22 protein-coding genes are annotated in these 20,467 nt (G+C 32.8%); 16 read left to right on the top strand and 6 right to left on the bottom strand.

The features are described 5' to 3' along the window. Nucleotides 1-209: 209 nt before the first annotated feature. Together DG435_RS07675 and DG435_RS07670 are read right to left on the bottom strand one after the other, a co-directional pair. Complete coding sequence (locus DG435_RS07675) at nucleotides 210-545, bottom strand: hypothetical protein (protein ID WP_106792584.1); 336 nt, start codon at nucleotides 543-545, stop codon at nucleotides 210-212. 265 nt (nucleotides 546-810) lie between these two features. Next, nucleotides 811-1,578, bottom strand: a complete 768-nt coding sequence (locus tag DG435_RS07670) for a phosphatase PAP2 family protein (protein ID WP_106792585.1) — start codon at nucleotides 1,576-1,578, stop codon at nucleotides 811-813. A 296-nt stretch (nucleotides 1,579-1,874) separates the two neighbouring features. Between DG435_RS07670 and guaB the strand changes: the two genes are divergently transcribed. Genes guaB through DG435_RS07655 form a run of 3 tightly spaced genes read left to right on the top strand, consistent with a single transcriptional unit; the run spans nucleotide 1,875 to nucleotide 5,274 of the window. Beyond that, nucleotides 1,875-3,350, top strand: coding sequence for an IMP dehydrogenase (guaB, locus tag DG435_RS07665; protein ID WP_106792586.1), 1,476 nt, complete (start codon nucleotides 1,875-1,877; stop codon nucleotides 3,348-3,350). 9 nt (nucleotides 3,351-3,359) lie between these two features. Further along, on the top strand, nucleotides 3,360-4,463 hold the full coding sequence (locus DG435_RS25830) for a hypothetical protein (RefSeq protein ID WP_199852672.1): 1,104 nt from the start codon (nucleotides 3,360-3,362) through the stop codon (nucleotides 4,461-4,463). Then, complete coding sequence (locus tag DG435_RS07655) at nucleotides 4,435-5,274, top strand: tetratricopeptide repeat protein (protein ID WP_106792587.1); 840 nt, start codon at nucleotides 4,435-4,437, stop codon at nucleotides 5,272-5,274. Before DG435_RS25830 ends, DG435_RS07655 begins: the two co-directional genes overlap by 29 nt. A 51-nt stretch (nucleotides 5,275-5,325) precedes the next feature. Here DG435_RS07655 and DG435_RS07650 read toward each other — a convergent pair whose 3' ends face one another. The 3 genes from DG435_RS07650 to DG435_RS07640 form a co-directional block, all read right to left on the bottom strand. Next, nucleotides 5,326-5,847, bottom strand: coding sequence for an OmpH family outer membrane protein (locus DG435_RS07650; RefSeq protein WP_106792588.1), 522 nt, complete (start codon nucleotides 5,845-5,847; stop codon nucleotides 5,326-5,328). Nucleotides 5,848-5,937: 90 nt separating this feature from the next. Continuing rightward, nucleotides 5,938-6,177, bottom strand: coding sequence for a hypothetical protein (locus DG435_RS07645; RefSeq protein ID WP_106792589.1), 240 nt, complete (start codon nucleotides 6,175-6,177; stop codon nucleotides 5,938-5,940). 42 nt (nucleotides 6,178-6,219) lie between these two features. Next, nucleotides 6,220-6,672 (bottom strand): SRPBCC family protein, encoded by a 453-nt coding sequence (locus DG435_RS07640; protein ID WP_106792590.1) that lies wholly within the window; start codon nucleotides 6,670-6,672, stop codon nucleotides 6,220-6,222. A gap of 136 nt (nucleotides 6,673-6,808) precedes the next feature. Here DG435_RS07640 and DG435_RS07635 point away from each other — a divergent pair, with 136 nt between their 5' ends. The 6 genes from DG435_RS07635 (at nucleotide 6,809) to DG435_RS07610 (ending at nucleotide 15,502) form a co-directional block, all read left to right on the top strand. Continuing rightward, nucleotides 6,809-8,797: a peptidylprolyl isomerase gene (locus tag DG435_RS07635; protein WP_159025567.1), complete on the top strand. Its 1,989-nt coding sequence runs from the start codon at nucleotides 6,809-6,811 to the stop codon at nucleotides 8,795-8,797. A gap of 200 nt (nucleotides 8,798-8,997) precedes the next feature. Next, nucleotides 8,998-9,846, top strand: a complete 849-nt coding sequence (locus DG435_RS07630) for a peptidylprolyl isomerase (protein WP_106792592.1) — start codon at nucleotides 8,998-9,000, stop codon at nucleotides 9,844-9,846. Then, nucleotides 9,839-11,311, top strand: a complete 1,473-nt coding sequence (locus tag DG435_RS07625) for a peptidylprolyl isomerase (protein WP_234387092.1) — start codon at nucleotides 9,839-9,841, stop codon at nucleotides 11,309-11,311. Before DG435_RS07630 ends, DG435_RS07625 begins: the two co-directional genes overlap by 8 nt. Nucleotides 11,312-11,317: 6 nt before the next feature. Then, nucleotides 11,318-12,274, top strand: a complete 957-nt coding sequence (locus tag DG435_RS07620; RefSeq protein ID WP_106792594.1) for a MoxR family ATPase — start codon at nucleotides 11,318-11,320, stop codon at nucleotides 12,272-12,274. Between the two features lie 202 nt (nucleotides 12,275-12,476). Next, nucleotides 12,477-12,911 (top strand): hypothetical protein, encoded by a 435-nt coding sequence (locus DG435_RS07615; protein ID WP_234420904.1) that lies wholly within the window; start codon nucleotides 12,477-12,479, stop codon nucleotides 12,909-12,911. Between the two features lie 323 nt (nucleotides 12,912-13,234). Further along, complete coding sequence (locus DG435_RS07610; RefSeq protein ID WP_106792596.1) at nucleotides 13,235-15,502, top strand: aconitate hydratase; 2,268 nt, start codon at nucleotides 13,235-13,237, stop codon at nucleotides 15,500-15,502. An 87-nt stretch (nucleotides 15,503-15,589) separates the two neighbouring features. On the opposite strand, the gene DG435_RS25490 is transcribed toward DG435_RS07610, so the two are convergent. Then, the gene (locus DG435_RS25490) at nucleotides 15,590-15,775 is read right to left on the bottom strand and encodes a hypothetical protein (protein ID WP_159025569.1); all 186 of its coding nucleotides are present in this window, start codon (nucleotides 15,773-15,775) and stop codon (nucleotides 15,590-15,592) included. A gap of 239 nt (nucleotides 15,776-16,014) precedes the next feature. On the opposite strand from DG435_RS25490, the gene DG435_RS07605 reads away from it, so the two are divergent. From DG435_RS07605 to DG435_RS07575, 7 genes are all read left to right on the top strand, one after another. Continuing rightward, nucleotides 16,015-16,695 carry an NUDIX domain-containing protein gene (locus tag DG435_RS07605; protein ID WP_106792597.1) on the top strand — a complete coding sequence of 227 codons (681 nt, stop codon included), beginning with the start codon at nucleotides 16,015-16,017 and terminating at the stop codon, nucleotides 16,693-16,695. Between the two features lie 139 nt (nucleotides 16,696-16,834). Then, nucleotides 16,835-17,662 (top strand): ribose-phosphate diphosphokinase, encoded by an 828-nt coding sequence (gene prs / locus DG435_RS07600; RefSeq protein ID WP_106792598.1) that lies wholly within the window; start codon nucleotides 16,835-16,837, stop codon nucleotides 17,660-17,662. Between the two features lie 49 nt (nucleotides 17,663-17,711). Then, nucleotides 17,712-18,170, top strand: a complete 459-nt coding sequence (locus DG435_RS07595; protein ID WP_106792599.1) for a nucleoside 2-deoxyribosyltransferase domain-containing protein — start codon at nucleotides 17,712-17,714, stop codon at nucleotides 18,168-18,170. Next, the gene (locus tag DG435_RS07590; protein WP_106792600.1) at nucleotides 18,167-18,802 is read left to right on the top strand and encodes a DUF4291 domain-containing protein; all 636 of its coding nucleotides are present in this window, start codon (nucleotides 18,167-18,169) and stop codon (nucleotides 18,800-18,802) included. The genes DG435_RS07595 and DG435_RS07590 overlap by 4 nt, the downstream gene beginning before the upstream one ends. Next, the gene (locus DG435_RS07585; protein ID WP_106792601.1) at nucleotides 18,799-19,317 is read left to right on the top strand and encodes an O-acetyl-ADP-ribose deacetylase; all 519 of its coding nucleotides are present in this window, start codon (nucleotides 18,799-18,801) and stop codon (nucleotides 19,315-19,317) included. The genes DG435_RS07590 and DG435_RS07585 overlap by 4 nt, the downstream gene beginning before the upstream one ends. Further along, nucleotides 19,304-19,849 (top strand): RNA 2'-phosphotransferase, encoded by a 546-nt coding sequence (locus DG435_RS07580; RefSeq protein ID WP_106792602.1) that lies wholly within the window; start codon nucleotides 19,304-19,306, stop codon nucleotides 19,847-19,849. Before DG435_RS07585 ends, DG435_RS07580 begins: the two co-directional genes overlap by 14 nt. A 63-nt stretch (nucleotides 19,850-19,912) precedes the next feature. Next, nucleotides 19,913-20,461 (top strand): 2OG-Fe(II) oxygenase, encoded by a 549-nt coding sequence (locus tag DG435_RS07575; protein ID WP_106792603.1) that lies wholly within the window; start codon nucleotides 19,913-19,915, stop codon nucleotides 20,459-20,461. Nucleotides 20,462-20,467 lie beyond the last annotated feature (6 nt).

The raw sequence follows: 20,467 nt of genomic DNA, 5'->3' as shown, positions 1-20,467 counted from the left end.
AGAAAAGAACCTATCGTTATTAGAAGATAAAGTATCCAAGAGACCTGAAAAACTGTAGATTCCATTTAATTTAACACACTTCCACTGTCACCAGATTGCGAACCAATTACATTCTTCACAATTTGTATTTTTTAGAACTCTCATTTCTGGTTGGCCCATGTGTTAATTGAGAGTAATGGTACTTTGTTGTTTTTCAGATCTTTTGGGTACTAAGCAGCAAGCTCCCCATTTCCTACTGTTTCTTTGCCTGTTTCGATTGATCCCCATTTAGAACTAGTATTAAATTTAATTGATACAGGACTTTCACTTCTAAGGGTTTCAAGAATAGATTGTAATTTTGTTTCATGAAAATAGAGTACTATACTACCATTGCTATGTTGTTTATTTTCTGGCAATGTCTTTTCGTTTTTAATAATAGCTAAATGTCCTATATATTCTTGACTCTGACCATGAAGGTATACAAACCCCATTTGGTAACCGCCACCGCCAGCATAATTACTAACAATTTGAAGACTATAACTTTCTACTTTGTGTGAAACAATCATTATTTATAGATTTTGAAATATGAGTTAGACTGTTTTGTTTATTCAAAAGTAGTGTATTAGGTGTTATCAAAATAGAGGGAAAACACGGATTCTGAGTAGGGGATATTACCCCTTATGGGACGGATCATCCATAATTGTATGATATGATAATTAAGATCAAAGCACATGCAAATAATACATTTTGTATACTACTTTGACTTATTTAAAACAATGTGGAATTTGTTTTTTTAAAATCTTTACATTTTTTATATGAACTTCTCTTATCTTAGAAAGTTCTCGAAAGATAAAACCCTACAGATTTTTCACTGAATTGTGGAGCAAAAGCAATTCCATCCAGTTTTTTGAAAGGATTCCAGGAGATAAGATGATTAAAATGATATACCAGTTTTACAGATAATATTCCTATACCAGCTCCAACCAAAACATCAGAGAGGTAATGCATATTATTAAGCATTCTTAAACTTCCTGTAGTAATAGCAAAAAAGTAACCACTATATGCTAAAAGAGGATTAGTGTTTTTAAACTCTTCATATAATACCGTGGCTGTAGTAAATGCTGTAGTAGTATGCCCCGATGGAAAAGAATTAGCATTTGTAGAACCTCCCGGTCTGTATTTGTGAACTTCTCTCTTTAACAATGAAGATGCACCATTACTTATGAGAGATGAAAGAATAAGGTTTTTGGTTTGATCAAACCAATGACTTTTTGACTTTGCTCCTAAAATATCGGCAGCATACATTTCTACAACGGGAGCATATCTGGTGTAATCATCCATGCCGAAATAAAAATCATCACCGACCATATTCCTAAGATCTTTCTGAAATGATTTCTCAAAGCTAGTTGTAGATAAAAGAATACCAGTAGCAATTAAGGCTACGGGTATAATTCTTTTGCTAAATAAAGTTTTCTCTGGTTTAAATTCTATCTGACTAGAATTCGTAAATGTTGAATTGGTAAGTGGGGCATCAGTAAATTGAGCATTGGCAATATTGATATATAAAAATATCAATGCCAGGGTTAGCATAGTTCTCATACAATAATTCTTTTTGGGGCTGTAGATTGTTTTGATATACTTGGTATCAAAACAATCTAACAAACTAAATATATGGTATAATTACTAAAATTATGTTAATAAAATTAATTTTGTTAATAAATAATTAACAATTTCTGCAAAAATACTAGTACTTTAACATTTTGTCGATTACTCTGTACGTTACTTATTAAAGTAAACCGGTAATATAAGTGATCTTGATTATCAAAATAAAAAGGTATAGGTTTAATATTCCTTAAAAAAGACGTACATTTGCACGCAATTAAATTTTAATTGCGATGACAGCACATGAATCCAAAATCGTTGGAGAAGGTTTAACCTATGACGATGTTCTTCTAGTCCCAGCTTTTTCTGAAATTCTACCTAGAGAGGTAAGTATCAGAACTAAGTTTACAAAAAATATTATACTTAATGTTCCTATCGTTTCTGCAGCAATGGATACTGTTACAGAAAGTCGTATGGCTATTGCTATGGCTCAAGAAGGTGGGATAGGAGTGTTACATAAAAACATGACTATCGAAGAACAGGCAATTAAAGTACGCAAAGTAAAACGTGCAGAAAGCGGTATGATTATCGATCCGGTAACATTACCTCTGGACGCCAAAGTAATTGATGCCAAAAACAATATGCGAGAGCATAGCATTGGTGGGATTCCGATTGTAGATGATCATTATAAATTGATTGGTATTGTTACCAATAGAGATCTTCGTTTTGAGAAAAATGATCAACGACCTATATCTGAAGTAATGACTAGTAAAAACCTGGTTACAGTAGGAGAAGGAACATCATTACAACAAGCCGAAGTAATTTTACAAGATAATAAGATCGAAAAACTACCAGTAGTAGATAAGGAAAACACTTTGGTTGGCTTAATTACTTTTAGAGATATTACTAAACTGACCTTAAAACCAAATGCAAATAAAGATAAGTTAGGGCGTTTGCGTGTAGCAGCTGCTATTGGAGTTACCGGTGATGCTGTAGAGAGAGCAGAAGCCTTAGTGAAATCTGGAGTAGATGCTGTGGTTATTGATACAGCACATGGGCATACCAAAGGTGTAGTTGCGGTATTAAAAGAAGTAAAAGCAAAATTCCCAGAATTAGAAGTAGTTGTAGGGAATATCGCGACTGGCGAAGCTGCAAAATATTTGGTAGAAGCAGGTGCTGATGCAGTTAAGGTAGGAATTGGTCCTGGATCTATATGCACTACAAGGGTAGTGGCAGGTGTAGGATTTCCTCAGTTTTCTGCAGTATTAGAAGTAGCTAATGCAATAAAAGGATCTGGAGTTCCTGTGATTGCAGATGGAGGGATTAGATATACCGGAGATATTCCAAAAGCTATAGCGGCAGGAGCAGATACAGTTATGTTAGGGTCACTTCTTGCAGGAACGAAAGAATCTCCAGGAGAAACAGTGATCTACGAAGGAAGAAAATTTAAAACCTATAGAGGTATGGGGTCTGTAGAAGCTATGAAGAAAGGTTCTAAAGATCGATATTTTCAGGATGTTGAAGACGATATTAAAAAACTGGTTCCAGAAGGTATAGTAGGTAGAGTAGCCTATAAAGGAGATCTTGTAGAGAGTATACATCAATTTATAGGAGGATTACGTGCCGGTATGGGATATTGTGGAGCAAAAGATATTCCGACACTACAGGAAAATGGTCGTTTCGTGAAGATTACTGCTAGTGGTATTAATGAAAGTCACCCACATGATGTAACTATTACCAAAGAAGCACCTAATTATAGCAGAAGATAGTAGCTAAATATGAAATACCAAGACAAAATAATATATCTCCTTTTGGGAATATTTATTATTGGTCTAAACTCCTGTAAACAAAAAGAAACATTACCTATTGACGAAAACTCGATTCAAGGGACTTGGATAGGTGGAGCATTTATATATGATAGGGATTTTTATTTGCCTAGTAATTATGTGCTTGAATTTAAAAAGGATACGCTTCACTTCAAAAAATTGAGCGGTACTACATTCTTTAAAAACAGGATACAATTTTCTAAGGACTCTATTACACTAGATACGACTTCTTATCCTATTCGTAAATTTTATATAAAAAATGATCAGTTAAATTTTCTTGATAAAATCGAGGCACATCGTTTGATTACTACAAAGACAATTAATGTTCAGGAGTTTGAAGACTTTTTGTCATCCAAAGATTGGAAAATAAATGAAGAAACTGGGATTTTCAGATTTAGTAAAGAAGAAAAACAACTACAATTTATAAATACCAATAGTGATGAGTATTATACCTATTGTTATGAATTCATTACTTTTCAGAATGCATTATTTCTTATCAAGAAAGGAAATCAATTAGCATGTGATCAGAATTATCAATTTTGGGAACAAGTACTTTCATATGACGAAAATAGTATCTATACCTTTGGTTTTAGGGATGGAGAGTTTAAAAAAATACAATACATACCTGTTCGAAGATCAGATGCCGAGATAAAACCAGTTTCATTTCAGCTTTGTAATCAATACATTAACAAGAATTTCCCTGGAGATAGATATTATTATCAGGGCACAGCATATAAGGGAGGGCTTTATCATATAAGAAAGATTTTTAAAGAGTACTATAAGAAGCCCGATGGTAATACAGAATCGGGGATATTTCAGGTTCGATTTGTAGTTAATTGCGAAGGAAAGGCTGGAATGTATGAAACACAAGCATTTGATACTGATTATCAACATAAGGAGTTTTCGGAAGAAGTAGCTAATCAGATTCTTGAAATTACAAAAGGCTTACAGGATTGGATACCAGGTAGAAAACCAAAAAGTAATAAAGCCATAGATACCTATATTTACTTAAGTTTTAGAATTAAAAATGGAAAGATTATTCGTATATATCCTTAATGTTTGTCTTATCAGTTTGATGTATTCTTGTCGAGAGGGGAAAGTTGTGGACTATTCAGAATGGACAGAAGAACAAAAGTCTGAAGAAACCAAACGTTTGGAGTATGAAAAGAAACGGTCTTTTCAAGGAGCGATAAATGAACAGGCATATTTAGATACGTTAATTGCTCTAAATCCTGATATCGCAGATTATTATATCGAAAAATCAATTGCAAACAGTAAGATAGGAGATTATCATATCGCTATTCCTTTACTTGAAAAAGCAATGGAACTTGATCCAAAAGAAACATTATACTATACATCTTGGTTAATGACAGATTTGTATAAAGATTATGATCGAGCCTTACAATACCTTAATCAATATGATGATTATACTCCTGATAAGACAGATTATGCCTGGGGAGAGAATGTTAATTCATTAAAAGGAGAAGTGTTACAAGCGTTAGAAAGACATGAAGAGGCAATACTAGAATTTACGAATGCAATAGATGAAGAAGGAGATTATGTAAAAGTATCTGCTTATGTATATAGAGGGATTAGTTATACGCATCAAAAAATGTACAAAGAAGCTATTGCCGATTTTGATATGGCGATTAAGTTATATGACAAATCTTCTATGGGATATTACTATAAAGGACTTGCTTTATTAGAAATGGACAATAAAGAAGAGGCAATATTGGCAATAGAACAATCAAAAAAACTAATCAAACAAGGATACAAAGCTTCTGATCCTTATAAGGAAGTGTATAATGAGATATACTTGATGCAGGTAGAGGATAAATTAAAAGAAATTGCTAGTAACGAGTTATAAAAAAAACGTATCAATTGATACGTTTTTTTTATAATAATATAATGCTGTATTTTATTTTTTAGGAGCTTCTTTTATAGTGATTCCTAATTTTGTCATTACTGTTTTGGTTACATCGAATTTAGGATCAACATATGCCAAACCACTTGTGGTAATAGTAAATACTTGAGCATATCCTTCAGCTTTAGCAACTTCTTCTAGTGCTTGTCCAATTTTTTGATATAGAGGTTGTAGTAATCTATTTTGTTCTATTTGGATTAATTTACTACCATTCTGACGAAATTTTGCAATATCATTTTCTAAAGCAATGATTTCTTCCTGCTTTGTTTTTTTAATAGCCTCGGTAAAAGAAGCTACCTTGTCTTGATATTCCTTCACTTTAGCTTGGTATGCTTCTACCTTTACTTTTAAATCACCTTCCATTTTGCCATTATAAGCTTTTAAATCTTCCTGAACCTTGGTAAGTTCTGGCATTTGAGAAAGAATATATTCAGAATCTATAGTTCCGGTTTTGGATTGTGCATTTAATTGAAAACTAACGACCAATATTAAGATTGATAATATTATTTTTTTCATTTTACTTTTTTGTTTTTTTATTTTCTATTTTTTTGCAAATATATAAGGTCTTAGACAATATACGTGCCACGAATTATTTTTTTTAAAAATCTACCCTTCATAGAGTTGTCCACGATGAGGTTTTAAAGCATCACGTACCTTTTTCATTTCAGAATCGGTAACAACCATATAGGCCAAACTATGTAGGTCATTGAAATCCTGATATCCCGTAATATCAAGAGTTAATTTTTCTGAAGTAATATATTCCTTAAGATGGATTTCGTGATGTTGGGCAGTTTTACTTGCAGCAGGACCTCTAAAATCCCAAATTAATTTTATTTTTCGTTCCAAAATAGTCGTCAATTTTATAGTCGTCAAAAATGTTTTTGTGAATTAATTGTCTAATACGCTTTTTCCTTCTTCTGCAAAAGCTTTAAAATCTTCCATGTATGCACAGGATTGTTTTTTGAAAGCACCTGGCATAAGAAATCCCATGAGTTTCATAAAACCATTAAATTTAAATTCGTTTTTAGAGACCCATTTCGTATTTCCGTTTGAGAGTTCTTCGAAATAATTTTCCTGAATGTTATATACGTTTTTCGCATCAAAAGTAAGATGAAATGACTCAGGAAGATCAAATAAAGTGATTGTTTCTATCATTTCAATTTCTCGCTTACCCATTTTATAAGTAAGTTTTGAAATTGCTCCGGTTTTTCCTTTTATGCCACTTAAGTGCTCCATACTTACAAAGCCCTTTTGCCAGTGTTTTATGTTTTCTTCATTATTAAATTTTTCAATCACCTGATTTCTAGGTAATTTTATTTCGATGTCGAGTGTATATTCCATGATGAGATTGTTGTTAGTGAGTTTTGTAAAGTGGCTACAATATACATAGATCATAAAAAAATTAAAAGTTAATACTATAGGAGGTGTTTACATCGTTAGAACAAGGAACTTGTAAAACATCTTAATATTATTATTTTTGTTCGATTTAGAACTTCATCATGTAGAAATTATGTATAAAAAGGGGCTATTATTTTTTTTAGGAAGTATTCTGTTTACACTTGCAAATGCACAACAATCAAAAGATGTGCTATTTACTATTGACGAATCTCCTGTGTATATATCAGAGTTTAAGAGAGTGTATCTTAAAAACATAGATTTAGTTAAAGACAATTCGCAAAAGAATATAGACGAGTATCTTGATTTGTTTATTAATTATAAGTTAAAGTTAAGAGAAGCAAAACACCTTGGGTTAGACAAAAAACAAACGTATTTAGAAGAATTAGAGGGGTATAGAAAACAACTGGCAAAAGGATATCTTACAGATACCAGAACTTCTGATGCATTAATAAGGGAAGCTTATGATCGCTCTCTTGAGCAAGTAAATGCAAGTCATATTTTGATTATGGTAAAACCTAATGCATCAGCAAAGGATACTATCGCCGCATATCAAAAAATTGTTGAAGCAAGAAATAAGATTATAAACGGAGAATCTTTTGATGTTGTTGCTAAATCCTATAGTCAAGACCCTTCTGTTGCTAAAAACAATGGAAATTTAGGTTGGTTTTCTGCGTTCAGAATGGTGTATCCATTCGAAAAAGCTGCATATGTAACCAAAGTAGGGGAGATTTCAGAACCGTTCAGAACACAATTTGGTTACCATGTTGTAAAAGTTAATGGTAGAGAGAAAAAATTAGGAGAAGTTACTGTAGCTCATATTATGGTAGCTATTAATAATAATAGAACATCAGAAGCAGCAGAAAAAAGGATAAAAGAAATCAATCAGCAACTTCAGCAAGGAGTTTCTTTTGCTTCATTAGCAAAACAATATAGTGATGATCCAAGTACAGCAATAGAGGGTGGGAAGATTAGACGTTTTGGACAAGGAGCATTAAATTCTGAGAAATTCGAAAAAACCGCTTTTGATTTAGAAAAAAAAGGCGAAATCTCTGCACCAATACAAACTAAGTATGGCTGGCATATCATACAACTTATAGATAAACATCCTCTCAAGAGTTTTGAAGAACAAAAAAACGAACTTACCAAAAAAGTAAAAAGGGATAGCAGATCAAAATTAGTGACTACTTCGTTTATTAATTCATTAAAGAAAAAATATGCTATTACCAAGAATGAAAAAGCAGTTGCATATTTTAAAGAAATGCTTCCAGCTACATTTTCTAAAGAGGAATGGAGCATACCCGAAGATAAAAATCTGGAAAAGGAACTCTTTAATCTTAAAAAAGAGAAATATATATACAAGGACTTTGCTGGGTTTTTGAAGAGTAATCAAACAAGAATAGAAGGATATGCAGATGTTTCTGCTTTTGTTGAAGAAATGTATACCCGATTCGAATCAACAACCTTACTTCGATATTATGAAGAGCACCTTGAAGAGGATAATAAAGATTTTGCAAATGTAATAGGGGAGTATCGTGATGGGCTTTTACTTTTTGATCTTATGGAATCTAAAATATGGAATGTGTCTAAAACAGACTCTATTGGACTTAAAAAATATTATGAAACTCAAAAAAGTAAGTATACACAAAATGAGGCGTATAAAGTTCTTAAAGCTTCTTCATCAAAACAAGAAGCGATTAGTAAGGTTGAGAAATTACTGAAGAAGAAAAAGTCGATTAAAGAAATAAAAACTGAAGTCAATAAAGGAGATATAGCTTTAGTCCTTTTTTCAGAAGAAGAATTAGCTAAAGGAGACGCAATATTACCCAAGAATTTTTCTGCAGAAAAAGGGGAGATTGTGTTCCTGGAAGAAGAGAATTTTAAGACTTTGATTATGGTTAGAGAAATCTTACCTTCAAGAATTAAAACTTTTGAAGAAACTAAGGGCGAAGTGATTAATGATTTTCAGGAAAGTATAGAAAATAAATGGCTAGATCATTTAAGAGTAAAATACCCGGTAAAGGTTAATGAGAAAACCTTAAAAAAAGCTAAAAAAGAATTATCAATTTAAAAAATTAATAAATTTTTGATTAAAGAGCAGTACAATTGTACATGCTCTAAGATGCTGTTATTAATTTCTTTATAGATAATTAAAAAGTGGGAATGCGTGAATAAGATATAATGATTATGACTTTTTACAAGCTAGATAGTTATTTCATATATCTATATCAACATAAGTCTGATCGTCTAAAGAATATTATATATAAACAGATGAAATATTATAAATTAATACTGCTATTGCTAATTATTGTTTCTTGCCAAAAATTTAAGAATCAAATTAAAAAAGAAGCTATTGCCAGAGTAAATGATACCTATCTATATAAAGATGATGTTAAAAAACTAGTACCAAAGGATGTGTCTACAGGCGATAGTACTAATATTGTTAATAACTATATTAATACATGGGCTACTCGTCAATTGTTTATTGACAAGGCTAAACTAAATCTTACCCAAGAAGAACTTGAAGAATTTAATGATTTGGTAGAAAACTATCAAAGTACCTTATATATCAATGCTTACAAGAATGCAGTGATCAATAAATCTATTAATATGGAGATCACAGAACAAGATCTTCAATCATATTATGATCAAAATTTGAAAAATTTTAATCTTAATGAGGAGTTAGTAAAATTACGTTACTTACATTTGCCACCTGATTACGCGAATATTGTTGCAACGAAGCAACAATTCAATCGTTTTAATGAAGAGGATATAGAAGAGTTGAGAGGAAAAAAGATAGAATACCTAACATATTCTTTAAATGATTCTGCTTGGATCAAGTTAGATCAGGTATTAAGTAAGATTCCAATTCTCAAAAAACAAGATAGGTCAAAACTCTTAAAAAATGGGAAATATATGCAACTTAGAGATTCTACAGGAGTATATATGGTGAAAATAGAAGACGTATTAAAGCGTAATGAAATAGCACCACTAGAATATATTAAGCCTACAATAAGGCAGATTATATTAAATAAGAGAAAGTTGGAGCTAATAAAAAAAATAGAAAAAGACATTACAAGAGATGCAGTTGAGAACAAACAATTTGAAGTTTATGATTAAAACTACAGTACTTTGTGCTATACTTACTTTTAGTATAAATACACAATTTTATGCACAAGAGATTATTGAAGAAGTAGCACAAGATTCTATAGTAACCCAGGATACCATTAATGGACAGAATAGTATCATGGTAAATGATTCTATAAATGCGCCGATAGAAACTGTAAAAGTACCGTTTCAAAAGACAAAAATAGATGGCGTAGCTGCGGTGATTGGAGAAAATGTAATTTTGGATAGTGATGTAGATATTGCCTATAGACAGTTGATTAGTGAGGGTGTTTCTGCTTCTGATGTAAGCCGTTGCGAACTTGCAGGTAGTTTGTTTGAGGCCAAATTGTATGCCCATCATGCTATTCAGGATAGTATAGAAGTTAGAGATGCAGAAGTTAACTCTATGGTTGACCAGCAATTGGCATATATGACAAATGAGTTGGGAACGGTAGAAAAAGTATTAAAATTTTATAAAAAGGATAATGTGGTAGATTTCAGAAAAGAACTTTTTGAAATCAATAAGTCAAATAGGTTATCAGAACAGATGAGAACCAAAATCATCAAAGATATCGAGATTACTCCAGAAGAAATCAGAGAATTTTTTGATGACATTCCAAAAGAAGAAAGACCACTTTTTGGTACAGAACTTGAATTAGCTCAGATTGTAATAGAACCAGAAATACCTCAGGAAGAAGAGCAAAAAGTAATCGATAGATTAAATCAATTTAGAGAAGATATTGTAGAGAACGGTAGTAGCTTTGCTACTAAAGCAGTATTGTACTCTCAGGATCCAGGTTCTAAATCTACTGGGGGAAAATATACTCTTGATCGCAAAACAAACTTTGCCAAAGAATTTAAAGATGTAGCTTTTAGCTTACAAGAAGGAGAAGTAAGCGAACCATTTAAAACTGATTTTGGATGGCATATTGTAAAAGTTGATAAAATACGAGGAGAAGAAATCGACGTAAGACACATACTACTCTCTCCCGAAGTAACTAGAAAAACGGTTGATGAAGCCAAAAGGTTAATAGATTCTATACGAACAAGTATTGTTTCGGGTTCTATTAAATTTAAAGAGGCGGCAAGAAAATTTAGTGATGAAAAAGAAACTCGTGAAGATGGAGGGCAACTACTTAACCCCACTACAGGAGATACTCGTTTTGAACTTACCAAAATTGACCCTATATTGTACGATCAAGTATCTAAACTAAAAATGAATGAAGTTTCTCTGGTAATTCCTGATCAGGATCGTCAAGGTCGAAAAAAGTATAAATTAATAACAGTACTTAACCGGTTTGATGAACATATAGCTGATTACGCAAATGACTATCTTAAAATACAGGAATTGGCATTAAGAAAAAAACAAATTGATGCGATTCGTAAGTGGCAGAGTGAGAAGATAATGGATACCTATATAAAAATAAACGGAGAGTATAGAGACTGTGAGTATAGTGGTAACTGGTTAAAAAAATAAAATAATATGTCAGACGACGTAGCGGCTATAGAAAAACTAGTAAAAAAACATTCAGAACTCAAAAAAGAAATATCCAAAGTCATTATTGGACAAGAAAAAGTTATCGATCAGATACTTATTTCTATTTTTTCTGGCGGTCACGCATTATTAATTGGTGTTCCCGGGCTTGCTAAAACCCTTATGGTTAATACCATTTCTCAAGCTTTAGGGTTAGATTTTAAAAGAATTCAGTTTACTCCTGATTTGATGCCTAGTGATATATTAGGAAGTGAAATACTGGATGAAACTAGACATTTTAAATTTATTAAAGGCCCTATATTCTCTAATATCATTTTGGCAGATGAGATTAATCGTACTCCGCCAAAAACCCAGGCAGCACTTCTTGAAGCAATGCAGGAAAGATCTGTAACAGTTGCTGGACATCATTACACTTTGGACTTACCATATTTTGTTCTTGCAACCCAAAACCCAATTGAACAAGAAGGAACATATCCATTACCAGAAGCGCAACTGGATAGATTTATGTTTGCTATCGAGCTTAAATATCCAAGCTTTCAGGAAGAAGTAGATGTTGTAAAGAGTACTACAGGAGATACAAGCGCTACTGTTAACCCATTATTTACTGCTAAGGAGATTATAGATTTTCAACATTTGATTCGCCGTATTCCGGTGGCAGATAATGTAATTGAATATGCTGTAAGCATGGTGGGTAAAACAAGACCTGATGGAGAAACAGCAACAGAATTAGTAAAAAATTATATAGATTGGGGAGCAGGACCGCGAGCTTCTCAAAATTTAATTCTGGCAGCCAAAGCTAATGCTGCTATCAAAGGCAAATATTCTCCGGATATAGAAGATGTACAGGCTGTAGCTATGGGGATTCTTCGTCATCGTATCATAAAAAACTACAAAGCAGAAGCAGAAGGCATTAGTGTAGAAGATGTGATTAATAGCCTGTTTTAATAACTACTTCATTAAAAAGCTTTCAAAGGATTTGTTGATTTCTGATATAGTTAATCTTCAATACAGGTGTGTATAATCAATCCTGTATAATCAGAAATTATTTTTCTTTATTAAGATTAAACCTTTTTCATGTTTAACGGTCATAGTATTGAACGTTCAACAGAGAATATTGTTTAATATAGAAAAATTGAAAAAGAAACAAATGAAAAATAATATAATATGTGCCATGGTTTTGTTTATGGGAGCTATAGTAGTATCAGCCCAACCCGAGGAAAATCATATGGGTCGCAAGGCATTAAGAAAAGAATTTTATGAAAGTCTTTCTGAGAGTCAGAAAAATGAATTAAAAAACAAAAAAGAACTTAGAAAAGAGCAAAGAAAGGTGATGCATGCCAGTTTTACCAAAGAACAGTTGGCGATTGTAAAAAATGAAGATCTTTCTAGAAAGGGAAAAAGAAAAGCATTGAAACTTACCCTTAGCGAGGCGCAAAAAGAGATGCGTGAAAATCATAAAGCCATTATGAAAGATGAAAATGAAAAGTTTAAAGCATCGCTCTCAGAAGCTCAATTAGAACAATATGAGCAAATAAGAAAAAGAAAACATAACAAGAGAAAACATAGAAAAAGAAAAGATTAGTATCAAAATTAGAAGTTTTGAATTTGCAAAAAGTGAAGTTATACGGCTTCACTTTTTCATTTTATGCCAGTTTTCACCTTTTTTAGATCGTTTTTTGAAGAATGACTATAACGTTTTCGTGAATTGAAGAAATGGCGAAGTATTTTCTTATCTTAATTTTTAGCGATATTGTAATTTTCGTAATTCTAATTTATGAATTTCAATAAATGAAGCCTCATATTTTTTTAAAAATGCAAAAAGAAGGGATTAAATGTATTCATTTAAGAAAATCCTTTAAAATTCGTATTTTCGCAAGACTTTTCAATACTAAAAAATAATTAGAGATGGCATTCGATATCGATATGATAAAAAAGGTATACAGTCAGGTAGCCGACCGTGTTAATACAGCACGCGAAGTTACAGGTAAACCTTTAACCTTGGCAGAGAAAATTTTGTATTCACACTTGTGGGACGTAAAAACAAAAAAAGCGTTCACACGGGGTAAAGATTATGTTGATTTTGCACCAGACCGTATCGCTTGTCAGGATGCGACAGCTCAAATGGCATTATTACAGTTTATGCAAGCTGGTAAAAATAAAGTGGCAGTACCAACAACAGTGCACTGTGATCACTTGATCCAGGCAAAAGATGGTGCAGCAACAGATTTAAAAAATGCTAATGATATTAGTAGTGAAGTATTTAACTTCTTAGAATCTGTATCTGATAAATATGGAATCGGATTCTGGAAACCAGGAGCTGGAATTATTCATCAGGTAGTATTAGAAAACTATGCTTTCCCAGGTGGAATGATGATTGGAACAGATTCTCATACTGTAAATGCAGGTGGTTTAGGAATGGTTGCAATTGGTGTAGGTGGAGCAGATGCGGTAGACGTTATGGCTGGTATGGCTTGGGAATTGAAGTTTCCTAAGTTAATAGGAGTAAAATTAACTGGTAAATTATCTGGTTGGACTGCACCTAAGGATGTGATCTTAAAAGTAGCAGAAATTCTTACAGTAAAAGGAGGAACTGGTGCCATAGTAGAATATTTTGGACCTGGGGCAACATCAATGTCATGTACAGGAAAAGGAACCATCTGTAATATGGGTGCCGAAATAGGAGCTACAACATCTACTTTTGGTTATGATGAATCTATGGAGCGTTACTTGCGTGCTACAGAAAGAGAAGATGTAGCAGATGCAGCAAACAAAGTAAAAGAGCACTTAACAGCAGATCCTGAGGTATATGCAAATCCAGAACAATATTTTGATCAAGTAATCGAAATTAATTTATCTGAATTAGGACCATTGCTAAATGGACCTTTTACTCCAGATTTATCGACGGCTGTTGGTAGTACAATGACAGAAAAAGCAAAAGCTAATGATTGGCCAATTCAAGTAGAATGGGGATTAATAGGTTCTTGTACAAACTCTTCTTACGAAGATTTATCTCGTGCCTCTTCAATCGCACAACAAGCGTTGGATAAAGGTTTAAAAATGAAAGCAGAATTAGGAATCAACCCAGGTTCTGAGCAAGTAAGATATACAGCAGATAGAGATGGTATCCTTGGGATATTTGAAAAACTAGATGCTAAAATATTTACCAATGCTTGTGGACCTTGTATTGGACAATGGGCAAGATATAATGACCCTAAAAATGCTCCGAAAAATAGTATCGTTCACTCTTTTAATAGAAACTTTGCTAAGCGTGCAGATGGTAACCCTAATACACACGCTTTTGTTGCATCACCAGAATTAACTGCAGCAATTGCAGTTGCAGGGCGACTAGATTTTAATCCTTTAATCGATAAGTTAATTAACGAAAATGGTGAAGAGGTAATGTTCGATGAACCAACAGGATGGGAACTACCTCCAAAAGGATTTGAAGTAAAAGATAATGGATATTTAGCTCCAGTTGAAGATGGTAGTGGTGTAGAAGTGAAAGTAAGTCCGACTTCAGAAAGGTTAGAGTTGTTAACACCATTTGTGCCCATAGGTAACGAAATTAATGGAGCGAAATTGCTAATAAAAGCATTTGGTAAATGTACTACAGATCATATTTCTATGGCAGGACCATGGTTACGTTATAGAGGTCATTTAGATAATATCTCTAATAACTGTTTAATTGGAGCTGTAAATGCATTTGGTAAAAAAACAAACTTTGTTAAAAACCAATTAACAGGAGAGTTTGGTGGTGTGCCAGATACAGCAAGAGCATATAAAGCAGCAGGAGTACCTACTATTGTTGTAGGAGATCATAACTACGGAGAAGGTTCATCACGAGAACATGCTGCAATGGAGCCACGTCATTTAGGTGTGTGTGCAGTAATTGTAAAATCATTCGCTCGTATCCACGAAACAAACCTTAAGAAACAAGGTATGCTTGGATTAACGTTTGCTAATGAAAGTGATTATGATTTGATACAAGAAGATGATACTTTTAATTTTACAGATCTTAACCAATTTGCATCAGGAAAACAATTAACATTAGAAATTGTTCATGCAGATGGGTCTATAGATACTGCTATGTTAAATCATACCTATAATAATTCACAAATAGAATGGTTTAATGAAGGTTCTGCATTAAATTTAATCAAGAAGCAGAATGCTTAAGGCATTGTAAAAGAGTAATTTTAAATATAAAAACTCCCAAAAAGATTAATCTTTTTGGGAGTTTTTTTTGCTTGAATTGGAAATGAATTAACGAGGAAAACAGTCTACACTAACCATTACACAAAATTTGTGCTGAGGAGGAAGCTGTTCGTATTGGCTACAGGTAACAACTATTGGGCCGTTGTATGTATCACATGGATTGCCGCCACCATTAATTTGTTTTTGTTCTGTTCTGGATAATTTTTTTCCTAGGTTTAAAAGCGTGTTTTTCATAATTTTTTGTGTAATAATCCTGAACTTTATATAGCTCTCAGGATATGAGCTTATCTATAAAAATACTACTTTTTTGTATTCAATTACTATAGCTGGTATTACTATAATGCTAATTTTGAAGAAGAATAGATGCTATTTATAATTTGAAAAAAGAATAAGTTGATATTGAACTTCTTTATTTCTTAATATAACTTGATAAGTTTTTTTATTCCAAAACATAAATATGTAAATTTGCGTATATGGTACGCCAAAATATAAAAGTAGCTGTTGATGCTGTAGTCTTTGGATATAAAGACAAGAGACTTAATGTCCTATTGATAAAAAGAGATATAAACCCTTTTAAAGGCTCTTGGGCTTTACCGGGTGGTTTGGTCTTAGAAAACGAAAGTTTAGAACAGGCTGTGGTTAGAGAACTTAAAGAAGAGACTAATGTAACCATAGACTATTTAGAACAATTGTATTCTTTTGGTGATCCAGGGAGAGATCCAAGAAATAGAGTAGTAAGTGTTACTTATTTTGCTTTGGTAAAACCAGAACACTATGCAATCAAAGCAGATACCGATGCTCAAGATGTTGCATGGTTTGATATGACCGAACTTCCGGATTTGGCATTTGACCACATTCATATTTTGGAAACAGCAAAAAAGCGATTACAGAATAAACTTACATATGAACCCGTAGGGTTTGATTTACTTGCTGATAAGTTTTTGTTTTCGGATCTCGAAAAGCTATATATGACTATTCTGCAAAAAGTAATTGATCGTCGAAATTTTAGAAAAAAAATACTAAGCTTCGGAATCCTTGAAGAGTTAGACGAAAAAATCTCTGAAGGAAGAGGTAGACCAGCAAACCTTTTTAAATTCAATAAAAAGCAATACTTCAAACTTAAAGAAGAAGGATTTCTCTTCGATATTAAATAATATCATCACTACAATCAATACTGCTGGCCTTCAGAAAGATATATTTGAAGGCGCATTATATTAAAATAATGTAATTTTTACGCAAAATATTTTGTGGTGTCATCTTTCTATTATAAATTTGCGTAAAAATAACACAATTATGAAATATTTACATTTGGACCCATCGTTTACACCTTTTGAGGAATCTATTGATTTTAAGTCATTTGTTTTTAATGGAGGAGAACCGCATATAAATATTTTGGATCAAGATATAGGAAACAGTATCACGATTACGCAACGAATCAATTCGTTTAATGATTTAGGATTGTTGTTGATTGCTACCGATGCGTTACGTAGAATGAATGTAAAGGAGATTGATGTGTTTATTCCATATTTTCCTGCTGCTAGGCAAGATAGGGTGATGGTTGCAGGAGAATCACTTAGTGTTAAAGTATATACCGATAGTATTAATGCGCAAAACTATAATAAGGTAACAATTTTTGATCCACATTCTGAGGTAACTCCTGCGTTATTAGATCATGTGACAGTGATTCAGAATTATGAATTTGTCAAACAATGTTTAAATTTCATCAAAGAAGAAGTAGTATTAATTTCTCCCGATGGTGGAGCTTTAAAAAAAATCTATAAAGTATCTGAATTTCTGGGTGGAGTAGAAGTAGTAGAATGTTCTAAAAAAAGAGATGTAAAAACAGGAGCCTTGTCTGGTTTTAGAGTATATGAAAATGATTTAGAAGGAAAACATTGTGTAATTGTTGATGACATTTGTGATGGAGGAGGAACCTTTCTGGGATTGGCAACAGCGCTAAAAGAAAAAAATGCAGGTAAACTAAGTTTAATTATCAGTCATGGTATTTTTAGTAAAGGGTATGAAGAATTAACCAAATCATTTGATACCATTTTTACAACAAATTCCTTTAGAGATATAAATGAAGAAAAGGTAGTACAAATTCCTGTTATTCCAGAGTAGACCAGAACCTATTTTGCGAATAATGAATACGATCCAAAAATAACAGAAAATGAATCTAATAGTACCACCAATTATCCCAGAATTGAATAAAAACCTAAGTGTTTTTCTGGCAGGAAGTATAGAATTAGATGTAGCTCAAAGATGGCAGGATAAGGTGGTAGAGAAACTATCAAAAGAAAATGTCACACTGTTAAACCCCAGAAGATCGAGTTGGGATGCCAGTTGGGAACAAAAGATAGATAATCCAGTTTTTAAAGAGCAAGTACTTTGGGAGTTAGAAGCTTTAGAAAAAGCAGATATGATCATCATGTATTTTGATAAAAAGACAAAATCACCTATAACATTGCTAGAGTTAGGATTGTACGCAAGGAGTAATAAATTGGTAGTATGTTGCCCAGAAGGATTTTGGAGAAAAGGAAATGTAGATGTTGTCTGTGAGCAATACGGAGTACAAAAAGTGAATAGCTTAGAGGAATTGATTAATGAAGTAAAGAAAAAATTAAAATGAAATTACAACTTAAAAAATATAAAGAACAAGAGAAAAAATGGCCCCAAAGTGGGTATCATATCATGGCGCAATATGATGATGAGAAAATAATAGTATACCAATCTTATCGGCCTGAAATAGGAACTTTTGCTGTAAAACATCAATTTTTTGGAGGAGCTTTTAGCTTAGACCGAATGACATGGATTAAACCTAATTTCTTGTGGATGATGTACAGAAATGGTTGGGGAACAAAAGAAGGACAAGAAGTAGTATTAGCGATACACCTCAAAAAAGAAGCTTTTGAGAATTATGTAAAGAATGCAGTGTATTCATCATTTAAACCAGAGCTATATACGTCGTATGAAGCCTGGCAGAAAGATGTTGCAAATTCTAATGTGAGATTACAATGGGACCCCGATCATGATCCATATGGAGTGAAATTAGAAAGACGAGCCATCCAGATTGGATTAAGAAAGAAGTATATAAAAAGCTATGCAAAAGATGATATTTTGGGGATTGAAGATGTTTCTGATTTTGTTAGTGAGCAATATGAATTTGTCAAAAATAAAGATTTAGAAAACCTGATCACTCCGGCAGAGAGACCACTGGTATTTAAGGATGAAAAATTGAATGCATATTTGAAACTGAAATGAAACTAACAGTAATCCAATCTGATATCACTACTGTTAAAGCAGATGCTATTGTTAACGCAGCAAATTCTTCTCTTTTGGGAGGAGGTGGAGTGGATGGAGCAATTCATCGCAAAGGCGGATCTGCTATCTTGGATGCTTGTAGGGCTGTTAGAGCCAAGCAAGGTAAATGTAATCCGGGAGAAGCTGTGGTTACGACTGCAGGTAATCTTCCTGCAAATTATGTTATTCATACCGTAGGACCAGTTTGGAATAATGGAGGGAAAGAAAAGGAAGAACTATTAAAAAACTGCTATATCAATTCATTAAAATTAGCAATTGAGAATGAAGTAAAAAGGATAGCTTTTCCAAATATAAGTACAGGGATCTATAAATTCCCTAAAAACATTGCGGCAAGAATAGCCGTCGAAGCGGTTAAAAATTTTAATCAAGATAAGATTGAAGAGATAATCTTTGTTTGTTTTGATCAGGAAAATTTTGAGCTGTATAATGAATTATTAAAAAATGAAAACAAATAATAAACATATAAGTAAATTTTTAAGCCTTATTCTAAGGCATGACCCTGATAAAGTGGGGATACAACTCGATGAAAATGGTTGGGCAGATGTACAGGAATTACTGCAAAAAGTAAAAAGATATCGACCTGAATTAAATATGGATGTATTAGAAGAAGTTGTAGCATCCTGTGATAAGCAACGCTTTGCATTTAATGAAGATCATACCAGAATTAGAGCCAGTCAAGGTCACTCAATCAAGGTAGATTTGGAGTATCAACCCGAACAACCCCCAGAATTCTTGTATCACGGTACAGTGGCCAAATTTATGGATGCCATTAGAGAAAAGGGGTTGCTAAAAATGAGCAGGCATCATGTACATCTAAGCAAAGAAAGAGAAACAGCTATAAAAGTAGGATCCAGAAGAGGAAAACCTATTATTCTAACCGTGAGATCAGGCGACATGTATGCCAAAGGAATAGAGTTTTATCAATCCTATAATGAAGTGTGGCTAACCGATGTAGTCGCTCCAGAATATATTGAGTTTAAATCATAATATAACCAGACCTCACAAGTTTAAAACCTGTGAGGTCTTAAGCAATTATAAAGAATAATCTAAATGAAAAGGAAAGAGTTACATCCAGAAATATGTCTCATTGAAAATTTTCTCTCTAAAGAAATGTGTGATCAATTTATTGAAAAAGGAGAGCAGGTTTCATTTGAAGAAGCAAAAGTTAATATTGATGGCAAGCAGATAATGGTAAAGGGGATTCGAAATAACCAACGTATTTTGTTTAAGGATGAAATACTTGGGGAAAAAATATGGTCAGAAATAGAACCTCTAGTGGTTGAAACTTTTGGAAATTACAGAGCAATTGGCCTTAACGAAATGTTTAGGATATACAAATATGGCGAAGGGCAACGCTTTAAAATGCATAGAGATGGAAGTTATGAACGAAGTGAAAATGAATGCAGTTTCTTCTCGTTTTTGATATATCTTAATGATGATTTCAAAGGAGGAGAGACTTATTTTGAAGAAGGGATTACAGTTAATCCAAAATTAGGTGATGCTTTAGTATTTCATCATCCGTTACGCCATGAAGGTAAGCCTATTATTAAAGGAATTAAATATGTCTTAAGAACAGATATAATGTATGGACTATTGTAGTGATAG

The organism is Aquimarina sp. Aq78 (genome assembly GCF_900299525.1).
Classification (GTDB): domain Bacteria; phylum Bacteroidota; class Bacteroidia; order Flavobacteriales; family Flavobacteriaceae; genus Aquimarina.
The sequence above is the reverse complement of the archived record's forward strand: the minus strand, read 5'-3'. Positions and strand labels throughout refer to the sequence as shown.

What these genes read in the sequence shown, in the direction of transcription:
- DG435_RS07595 (WP_106792599.1), top strand. Translation starts at nt 17,712, where the DNA reads ATGAATCTAATAGTACCACCAATTATCCCAGAATTGAATAAAAACCTA.
- DG435_RS07575 (WP_106792603.1), top strand. Translation starts at nt 19,913, where the DNA reads ATGAAAAGGAAAGAGTTACATCCAGAAATATGTCTCATTGAAAATTTT.
- DG435_RS07670 (WP_106792585.1), bottom strand. Translation starts at nt 1,578, where the DNA reads ATGAGAACTATGCTAACCCTGGCATTGATATTTTTATATATCAATATT.
- prs (WP_106792598.1), top strand. Translation starts at nt 16,835, where the DNA reads ATGAAATATTTACATTTGGACCCATCGTTTACACCTTTTGAGGAATCT.
- DG435_RS07585 (WP_106792601.1), top strand. Translation starts at nt 18,799, where the DNA reads ATGAAACTAACAGTAATCCAATCTGATATCACTACTGTTAAAGCAGAT.
- DG435_RS07655 (WP_106792587.1), top strand. Translation starts at nt 4,435, where the DNA reads ATGGAAAGATTATTCGTATATATCCTTAATGTTTGTCTTATCAGTTTG.
- DG435_RS07605 (WP_106792597.1), top strand. Translation starts at nt 16,015, where the DNA reads ATGGTACGCCAAAATATAAAAGTAGCTGTTGATGCTGTAGTCTTTGGA.
- DG435_RS07640 (WP_106792590.1), bottom strand. Translation starts at nt 6,672, where the DNA reads ATGGAATATACACTCGACATCGAAATAAAATTACCTAGAAATCAGGTG.
- DG435_RS07615 (WP_234420904.1), top strand. Translation starts at nt 12,477, where the DNA reads ATGAAAAATAATATAATATGTGCCATGGTTTTGTTTATGGGAGCTATA.
- DG435_RS25830 (WP_199852672.1), top strand. Translation starts at nt 3,360, where the DNA reads ATGAAATACCAAGACAAAATAATATATCTCCTTTTGGGAATATTTATT.
- DG435_RS07630 (WP_106792592.1), top strand. Translation starts at nt 8,998, where the DNA reads ATGAAATATTATAAATTAATACTGCTATTGCTAATTATTGTTTCTTGC.
- DG435_RS07675 (WP_106792584.1), bottom strand. Translation starts at nt 545, where the DNA reads ATGATTGTTTCACACAAAGTAGAAAGTTATAGTCTTCAAATTGTTAGT.
- DG435_RS07625 (WP_234387092.1), top strand. Translation starts at nt 9,839, where the DNA reads ATGATTAAAACTACAGTACTTTGTGCTATACTTACTTTTAGTATAAAT.
- DG435_RS07610 (WP_106792596.1), top strand. Translation starts at nt 13,235, where the DNA reads ATGGCATTCGATATCGATATGATAAAAAAGGTATACAGTCAGGTAGCC.
- DG435_RS25490 (WP_159025569.1), bottom strand. Translation starts at nt 15,775, where the DNA reads ATGAAAAACACGCTTTTAAACCTAGGAAAAAAATTATCCAGAACAGAA.
- guaB (WP_106792586.1), top strand. Translation starts at nt 1,875, where the DNA reads ATGACAGCACATGAATCCAAAATCGTTGGAGAAGGTTTAACCTATGAC.
- DG435_RS07580 (WP_106792602.1), top strand. Translation starts at nt 19,304, where the DNA reads ATGAAAACAAATAATAAACATATAAGTAAATTTTTAAGCCTTATTCTA.
- DG435_RS07620 (WP_106792594.1), top strand. Translation starts at nt 11,318, where the DNA reads ATGTCAGACGACGTAGCGGCTATAGAAAAACTAGTAAAAAAACATTCA.
- DG435_RS07650 (WP_106792588.1), bottom strand. Translation starts at nt 5,847, where the DNA reads ATGAAAAAAATAATATTATCAATCTTAATATTGGTCGTTAGTTTTCAA.
- DG435_RS07590 (WP_106792600.1), top strand. Translation starts at nt 18,167, where the DNA reads ATGAAATTACAACTTAAAAAATATAAAGAACAAGAGAAAAAATGGCCC.